The 6,483-nt window shown below is 48.6% G+C and carries 4 protein-coding genes; 3 read left to right on the forward strand and 1 reads right to left on the reverse strand.

What is annotated here, in order from left to right; genetic code table 11:
• Positions 1–87 precede the first annotated feature (87 nt).
• A complete protein-coding gene (locus ACOJS8_RS09695; RefSeq protein WP_420148340.1) occupies positions 88–3,246 on the forward strand; it encodes an efflux RND transporter permease subunit in 3,159 nt (1,052 codons plus the stop codon).
• Between the two features lie 138 nt (positions 3,247–3,384).
• Here ACOJS8_RS09695 and ACOJS8_RS09700 read toward each other — a convergent pair whose 3' ends face one another.
• A complete protein-coding gene (locus tag ACOJS8_RS09700) occupies positions 3,385–4,095 on the reverse strand; it encodes an SGNH/GDSL hydrolase family protein (RefSeq protein ID WP_420148337.1) in 711 nt (236 codons plus the stop codon).
• 167 nt (positions 4,096–4,262) lie between these two features.
• On the opposite strand from ACOJS8_RS09700, the gene ACOJS8_RS09705 reads away from it, so the two are divergent.
• Positions 4,263–4,865 (forward strand): RNA polymerase sigma factor, encoded by a 603-nt coding sequence (locus ACOJS8_RS09705; protein WP_420148338.1) that lies wholly within the window; start codon positions 4,263–4,265, stop codon positions 4,863–4,865.
• A partial coding sequence (locus ACOJS8_RS09710; RefSeq protein WP_420148339.1) for a hypothetical protein occupies positions 4,855–6,483 on the forward strand: 1,629 nt, incomplete at its 3' end. The genes ACOJS8_RS09705 and ACOJS8_RS09710, both read left to right, overlap by 11 nt.

The raw sequence follows: 6,483 nt of genomic DNA on the forward strand, positions 1-6,483 counted from the left end.
CTCCTGACCGGACGGTTTATTGCCGGATGGTTTTGGCTGATGCACAGGAGACGCAACGTATTGCGTCTCTACAAAATTAACGAACCCATGAGTCTACCCGAATTAAGTCTAAATCGGCCCGTATTTGCGATGGTGATGTCGATTGTTGTCGTTCTATTCGGCATCATTGGCTTTACCTTTCTGGGCGTACGCGAATACCCGGCCATCGACCCACCCGTCATTTCGGTTCGAACGAACTATACGGGAGCCAACCCTGAAATTATCGAGTCGCAGATTACCGAACCTATTGAAAAGTCACTCAATAGTATTGAGGGTATCCGAACGATTTCATCAAACAGTGCGCTGGGTGCTAGTACCATCACCATCGAATTTAACCTGGATGCCAACCTCGAACAGGCCGCCAACGACGTACGGGATAAGGTAGCGCAGGCGCAACGACAACTTCCCCAGGATATCGACGCGCCCCCTGTTGTTACGAAGGCCGACGCTAACTCTGAACCCATTATTTTCATGAATGTTCAGAGCACAACGCGTAGCCCAACTCAGTTATCGGATTATGCTGAAAACGTACTTCAGGAGCGCCTGCAAACGATTCCGGGTGTTAGCCAGGCGAATATTTACGGGTTGAAGCGCCAGGCAATGCGTCTTTGGATTGACCCGATCAAAATGTCGGCTTACCGCCTGACCGCTCAGGATATTCAGTCGGCGTTGAATGCGCAAAACGTTGAATTACCGGGGGGAAAGGTCTATGGAAATAATACGGAGCTGACCGTGAAAGCCGTTGGACGCCTGACTACCGAAGCCGATTTTAATAACCTGATTATCCGGCAAACCAGTAACCAGATCGTCCGCTTCAAAGATGTGGGACACGCCAGTCTGGGAGCCGAAAATGAAGAAACCAGTTCCAAACAGAATGGAGCCGTTGGCGTTATTCTGGCCCTGATTCCGCAACCGGGAGCCAACTACGTCAGCATTGCCGATGAATTCTACAAACGATTTGATGACCTGAAGCGAGATTTACCCGACGACATTATTGTGTTTGTCGGTACCGATCGAAGCATCTTCATTCGCCGGGCTATTGAAGAAGTAGGCGAAACACTGCTGATTTCGTTCGTACTGGTTGTACTGGTTATTTACCTGTTCTTCCGCGACTGGCTGATTGCGTTCCGGCCGCTGATCGACATTCCGGTATCGCTTATTGGCGCCTTCTTTATTATGTATCTGGCCGACTTTAGTATTAACGTACTGACCTTGCTGGGAATCGTACTGGCCACGGGTCTGGTGGTTGATGATGGTATTGTCGTAACGGAGAATATCTTCAAGAAAGTCGAGGAAGGAATGGATACCGAAACGGCCGCCAAAGAAGGTTCTAATGAAATTTTCTTCGCCGTTATTTCTACGTCCATTACGTTGGCGATTGTATTCCTGCCGATTATTTTCCTGCAGGGATTCGTTGGTCGGTTGTTCCGTGAGTTCGGGATTGTGGTAGCGGGTGCCGTATTGATCTCAGCCTTCGTGTCGCTTACGCTAACCCCCGTGTTGAGTGTTAAGCTGACCAGTAAAAACCACGGTCGTTCGTGGTTTTATCGAAAGACCGAACCATTTTTTGAATGGCTCGACAATTCGTACCGCGATTCGCTCACCAGTTTTATGAAGAAGCGGGGCTGGGCCTTCGGCATGATTATCATCTGTTTGGCCTTCATTTTTGGGCTAGGCTCGCAACTGAAATCTGAATTGGCTCCACTGGAAGATCGGGGACGCACCCGTATCTCGATCACCTCGCCTGAAGGAACCAGTTTTGAGGCTCAATCGTCTCTGACCGACCGGGTTCTACAGTTTGTTCTCGATTCCATTCCCGAAAATAAACTGGCGTTCAGCGTTGTTGCACCAGGCTTCTCGGGAGCTGGCGCTGTGAACTCTTCGTTCGTGATGGTCAATATGACTGATCCTTCTGAACGCGACCGATCGCAACAGGATATTGTCGATTATCTGAACAAAAGCTTCAAACGGTTTAGCGAAGCCCGAATGTTTGCTACGCAGGATCAGACGATTCAGGTAGGACGCGGGGGCGGTTTGCCAGTTCAGTTTGTGATTCAGAACCTGAACTTTGAGAAACTGCGCGAAAAGCTACCTACGTTTCTGGAAGAGGTACAAAAAGACCCAACGTTCCAGACGTCTGATGTTGATCTGAAATTCAACAAACCCGAACTTAACATTACCATCGATCGGGAAAAAGCAACGAACCTCGGCATTTCGGTGCAGGACGTAGCACAAACGCTGCAACTGGCGCTTAGCAATCGGCGTCTCGCATACTTCCTGATGAACGGTAAGCAGTATCAGGTTATTGGTCAGGTTGACCGGGCCGACCGCGACGCTCCCGTCGATCTGGCGTCGTTCTACGTTCGCTCAAACGCCGGGCAACTGATTCAGTTAGATAATCTGGTTAAGTTTCAGGAGGTCAGTAGCCCACCGCAAGTGTACCACTACAACCGATTCAAATCGGCCACAGTGTCAGCAGGTTTGGCACCTGGTAAAACTGTTGGAGACGGCGTAGAGGCTATGCGGGCAATTGCCGCCCGTACGCTCGACGATACGTTCCAAACCGCGCTTTCTGGTCCTTCGCGTGATTACGCCGAAAGTTCGGGTAATACGTTGTTTGCCTTTGCGCTAGCGCTTGTTCTGGTTTATTTAATTCTGGCCGCCCAGTTCGACTCCTTCATCGACCCATTCATCATCATGATTACGGTGCCGCTGGCGCTTGCCGGGGCCGTATTCTCACTGTGGATGTTTAACCAGACACTAAATATTTTTAGCCAGATTGGTATTATTATGCTCGTAGGGTTGGTTACCAAGAACGGGATTCTGATTGTAGAATTTGCCAATGAGCAGAGACTAATCGGCAAGAATAAATTCGAAGCGGCTGCCGAATCGGCTGCGTTACGTCTGCGTCCTATCCTAATGACCACTTTGGTGGCAGCTTTTGGAGCCTTACCGCTCGCACTGGCACTGGGTTCGGCTTCAAAAAGTAGAATTCCGTTGGGTATCGTAATTGTCGGCGGATTGCTTTTCTCGCTCGTTCTGACGCTCTACGTCGTACCGGTTATTTATACGTATCTGACCCGGCGGAAAGACGTAACGCCCGATGAGCAGGGCCCAACCAGTCAGGAGAAACGTCCGCTTCCGCAACCCGAAGGACGCCCCACCGGTGATACGACGAAGCCCGAAGAAATGGAAGTTCAGATATAAAATTTCTTTTCTAAACGTAACAAGGGGAGTTTGACCAATCAAACTCCCCTTGTTACGTTTAGAAAAATACTGGCATTCAGCTTATAAGTTTATCTCATGTGTCAATACGTTGTAGACGTGCTACATGCCTAAAATTTATTACTCCTGCTCTCGTCGGATGGCCTGAATGGTGATGATTGTTGGAGCCGACTGATAAAAATCAAACAATTCACGACCGAGCAGCTCGTGGCTAACAGCATTAAGATGGTCGTGGCTGCTGGCTTGAAAATACTCCTCCCGTGGTTGGATTACCGTATCCGTATCAAACACACTGAATAGTTGCTTATCAGCCTCCTTTAGTAAAATAGCCCGACTTCGTTTCCGGAGCCAGCCATTTATCCAGTTCTGATGCGGTAAAGGCGTAACCACTAATACGTTATGACGATACGATCGTAACTGCTTTAGTAAAGCCGTAATCTTTTTCCCTATGTAGGGAGGCCAGATGGCCGAAAACAAAGTCATGCCAATGGGTTTAAGCCGCTGCCACAGGCTCAATCGGCCAGTACTTCCTGACGTAGTAAGCGAATAAGGTAATGTAGGTGTAGCAAATACAGTTGAGCCGGATGCAGGATTTCCGATCGACTGAAGCAGGTCCTGATTAAATTGGAGAATGATCAAATCATAGCGAGTCAAGGGTAGTTGAGCCAGCAGCGATGACAGTTGCGGTAGTGTTAAATGAGCGTAAGCTTCAACAGACACTTTCTGTCCGGTCTGGCTGATCTGGCGTATAAAATGCCCCAAATAACTTAGCTTACCTTCCGGCAAACCATAGCCGTAAGTATGTTCATCTCCAATCACTAACACGTTCATCGTACACTAAAATCGGGGTGAGTAAACCCGTTTCCTGTCAGTACGTTAGTCTGCTTGTAAATGTGGCAATAAGAAAAAAATATAACTGAAAACTGGATGCAACGTTCCTGACAGAAAAAGCGTAGTGTCATTATAGTCAATGACCTTTACGTTAATCTGATCGAACTTTGTTTTTCCGAAAATCGTCTTCGTTCGCCGATAATGACCTGCCGAGCGTCATTCGGGCTTGCCGCGCAAACGATCCGCGAGCGCAGCGAACACTGTTCAAACAGTTTTTTGGCTATGCAAAAAGTATCTGTCTGCGCTATACGTCGAGCGTAGAAGAGGCTGAAGATGTACTAAATGAAGGTTTTCTGAAAGCGTTTCAGCATTTAGAAAGCTACGATGAAACATTGCCCTTTAAAGCCTGGCTTCGCACCATTCTGGTCAACACGGCCATTAGCCACTACCGCAAAAATCATAAGCAGGATCAGCACAGCTCACTGGAAACGGGCGATCAGGTGGCCGTTGACGACGACGTAGTGGATCAGATGGCGGCCGAAGAAATTCTAGCTCTGGTTCAGCAATTAAGTCCAACGTACCGAACTGTATTTATGATGCACGTAGTAGACGGCTACAGTCTTCATGAAATTGCCGGTATATTAAGCCATAACGAAGCCACGGTACGTTCAAATTTTGCGCGGGCCCGGCAAAAACTACAAGTGCTCATCAAACAAGCTTACCATACAAGACCCATTTCTACGCCTACAATTCCCTATCATGAAAACTGATCGATTCACCGATATTATCCGGCGAAAACTGGAAAGTATTCGGCCGGAATTTACCGACAAAGACTGGGCGCGGATGCAGGATACGCTCAAAAACGCGAATCTGTCAACTCCTCCCAGTGCAAATCAGCCCTTTTCTGGCAGTGTCTGGTCAGGACAGTCGTGGTTATTGGCGGCTGCCTCCATCAGCACAGTTGCCTTAATAGGTTTTAGCATCTGGCAGCAACGCGAGATTAATCAACTACGTCAAACCGTGGGGCAGTTACATCAGCAGTCGGTGAGTGCGCCAGCGTCAACCTCTGCAAATTCTGGTGCCCATGCTCCCGACCGCCCGGGCGTTGCTCGTATCAACGAAGCCACACCCTCAGTACAGAACCAGGCCGCCACAACAACCGCTAACCGAAATGAAGGTCAGGCTATTCGTCCCGATACGGTTTATATAACCCGCTACGTTGAAAAACCACTGTCTCCTCGATCCGAGCAACGTAGTGACAACCGGTTGAACCAGCGCCCGGAAACATCTGCAGAACAACGGTACGCATCTGAGAAACTGATCAAATCTTCGACGACTACCGAACCATCCACTACGTTTAACAAAACCCAACAAGCGGAATCGTATGACGTATCCTCTACTCCTTCTGTTGCCAACAATAAGACTAATGAATCAAGTGTAACCAACGAATTGACGAACCCATCTGCGAAGGATAAAGGCTCAATCAGCCCAAACAAGCGCGAAAAAGCGCCTGAGCAGAATGATTCCAACCCGTTACATTCATCGAATAAACAGCGTAACTTAGCAGTCAATAACAAAACTGGTAACGTCAGAGAAAACGAAGCAACGAGAACAGGCCGGGACAATACGTCTGTAAGCCAAGCCAGTAACCCGACTGGCAATCAGATGGAAGCGCCAGCTTCTCCAGTCACAACGAACGAAGCATCGACAAACTATGAGCTGGCAGCCAGCTTACCTTTGTCTATTAAATCCAGAAACTGGGATATGGCTCTGACTCAACGAGCCAGACGGATGCGTCCAATGCAGCCCACCCAGCCTACGGTAGTTAATGAGCAGCCAAAAGAACCAGCCGGCAGCCAGCCAGTTAAGAATCTGGCGGTACGTTTCCGGGCAGGTCTGGGAGCTGAAGTGGCTTCCCGTCTATGGAGCGCCGGTGTATTTACAGAGTTAGTTATTGGGCAGCACTGGACCCTAGGAATAGGCCTTAATCAGGCTACGTTCACCAACCGATTTATCACAGACGACGACTTCAACAGTCGTACGCAGCGGAACTTCAGAGCCGAATTTGCCCGACCTATTGATACCTGGCGGGAAATCGTAAATATTGACACCCGTCAGGTACGTTTTCAGATACCACTGAATCTTGGATATCGTGTTCCAATAAACCAGTCTCTGTCATTTTTACCGACCGTCGGCACGTATCTAGACGTAAGTAGTTCGGAGAACGTAACGTATTACTGTCCTAAGCCTCAGTTTCCGATGCCTCCGCAAAAGTACCGGTACTATGAGGCAATTGATGTCAACAAAAAGCCCTCGGTGCCTTTGGTCAATAATTTTGTTTTAACCAGCGGAATTGAATGGCAGAGTGGGCACGTAGTGTTACAGGCT

The organism is Spirosoma sp. (genome assembly GCF_048594605.1).
Taxonomy (GTDB): domain Bacteria; phylum Bacteroidota; class Bacteroidia; order Cytophagales; family Spirosomataceae; genus Spirosoma.